Annotated in this window: 1 protein-coding gene; it reads right to left on the minus strand. The window is 42.0% G+C overall.

Features of this window, described 5'->3' with window-relative positions; translation table 11 throughout:
- Positions 1–91 precede the first annotated feature (91 nt).
- Entirely contained in the window at positions 92–2,065 is a 1,974-nt protein-coding gene (locus tag ROSEINA2194_RS02635; RefSeq protein WP_007883060.1) for an oleate hydratase, read from the minus strand.
- Positions 2,066–2,375: the final 310 nt, after the last annotated feature.

A 2,375-nucleotide genomic window follows, 5' to 3' on the forward strand; every position in this document is an offset into this window, starting at 1 on the left:
TTGTTAATAATAACAAACCACAATTCATTTGTCAACATCTTTTTTGACAAAAAATTACATTTCTTTTTTGTCTGTTTTTCAGATTGAAAAATCAGATCATACCTTCTTTAATCACATTATGATCGCGCAGTACTTTTTCAATGACAGTTCCTTTTACCACACGAAGCAATGGTTTCTTCAATGCGTTTAACGGTCCCGGCAATGAGATTTCAAGCGGAGACTTTCCGTCCATGAGTTTTACACTGCTGTCTAAGAGTTCGCGGATATCATAAACACTTCCCCAGACCTCAGGCACACCACGGTCTACACCAAGCAATCCATAAACAGCTTCCATTGCAGTTCTCACAGAATACTCTGTTGTGAATACGGTATCTCTCGGAGTCTCTGCAAACTGTCCCAGGAATGCGAAGTTCACGCAGCCGTCCGGGATAACATCCGGTCTGTCGCCTTTGGTTCTCGGCATAAAGAATGCTGTGATATATGGCATCATGGTTGGAACACAGATGGCGCTGTGTTCAGCAAGCTCTCCGATTTTTTCTGTCGGAACGCCCAGATGATAAAGCCACTCTTCTGTGATCTCTTTTCCGGTACATTCTTTCATTGGTTTCTTAATATAATCGCCCGGTACATCGGTAAATAATCCATAAACCCATACGCAGACCTGATTTTTATCCTGCTCTTTGAACTGTCCCTGACGGTTGATCGTCCAGCTTAACAGCCAGCTGGAATCCTGGCAGCTCACGATACCACCTGTCACGACTTTTCCGCTTCTCGGATCTCTCTTACAGATATCCATAATATAAGGAATGATCTTATCATCTAATGTTGTGACGGTTGCAGATTCCCAGTTTGTTTTTGCAATATCAGAGCAGAATTTCTCCGGGTGTCCGAAGGACGGATCCTGTTTTGCAATATTTTTCCATAAATTCCAGCAGCCGCTTGTACGAACCTCTGCATCACCGTTTGGTGCATGATTCTGGTCTCCGTAAATAGTTCCCTCGGTACAGCTTCCGTTTGTGACAAATACGAGATCGTTTTCTGTTAATGTGATGCCCTCTTCCACACCTTTTACCTTACACTCGATTGTTTTTGCCACTTTCTTTCCATCTTTGATCTCAAAAATAACATTGATCACTTCTGTATTAAACTGAAAATCAACACCTGCTTCCTCGAGATACTTCTGCATTGGAAGGATCAGTGATTCATACTGATTGTATTTTGTGAATTTCAGTGCTGAGAAATCCGGCAGTCCGGCGATATGATGAATAAAACGCTGGAAATAAAGTTTCATTTCCAATGCACTGTGCCAATTTTCAAACGCAAACATGGTTCTCCAATACAGCCAGAATGTGGAATCAAATACCTCATCATCAAATACATCCTCGATCGTCTTATCGTAAAGATCCTCGTCTTTTGTCATGAAAAGTTTCATGATCTCCATGCAGCCTTTCTGACTTAAGTTAAATTTCCCATCGGTGTGCGCATCTTTTCCCTGTTTTTCCGTTGCACGGCAAAGAGAATAGTTTGGATCTTCTTTATTTAACCAGTAATACTCATCCAGAACAGAGACTCCCGGCGTCTCAATGGATGGAATGCTCCGGAACAAATCCCACAGACACTCAAAATGATTTTCCATCTCACGTCCGCCACGCATTACATAACCTCTGGTCGCATCATAAATGCCATCACATGCTCCACCTGTAATGTCCATTGCCTCTAAAATATGGATGTGATCTCCCGGCATCTGTCCATCTCTTACCAGAAAGCAGGCTGCTGCCAGAGAAGCAAGACCGCTTCCTACTATATATGCACTTTTTTCGTCAACCCCCTGCGGTTTCTTTGGTCTTGCAAAAGCTTCATAGTTACCGTTGGTATAATAAATGCCTTTGCTGTTTTTTTCATTTTTTCCGCGCTCTGTATTGCGGTATTCCTGCTCAGGTGCATTTGCTGCCGCTTTTTTCACCTCATTTTTGACGTTATTCTTATGATTCTTTGCGGCAAGTGCCACGACTCCTGCTCCTGCTGCAAGTGCAGCTACTCCAAGTCCAATGTTTTTCTTTTCCATGGTTCATTACTCCTTTCATCGATCCTCTTTTTTAGGCGTTTGCGAAACTCTTCATAATCTTCTTTCAATTGTTCAAAATTAACAAAATTTTCGAAAACACGCTTTCGCTACGTGTCGCTGGTAACGGTACTAAGAAGCCAGTCACAACGATTGTTGTACCTGCCTTCAAGTACCGACCGCTCCCCAGTGTTTTCTCAAGCTTTTGTTAATTTTTCACAATTCAATTTAGGTTTCTAGGAGTTTCGCAATTGTCTAATCTATTTTTTTGATGTCTCTATGATAGCTTGCCCCAAAATGATTGCCAATTTAC

It is taken from the genome of Roseburia inulinivorans DSM 16841 (assembly GCF_000174195.1).
In the GTDB taxonomy this organism is placed as follows: Bacteria; Bacillota; Clostridia; order Lachnospirales; family Lachnospiraceae; genus Roseburia; species Roseburia inulinivorans.

Bases quoted from the DNA above. Each gene is read 5' to 3' on its own strand.
- ROSEINA2194_RS02635 (WP_007883060.1), bottom strand. From the start codon at position 2,065: ATGGAAAAGAAAAACATTGGACTTGGAGTAGCTGCACTTGCAGCAGGA.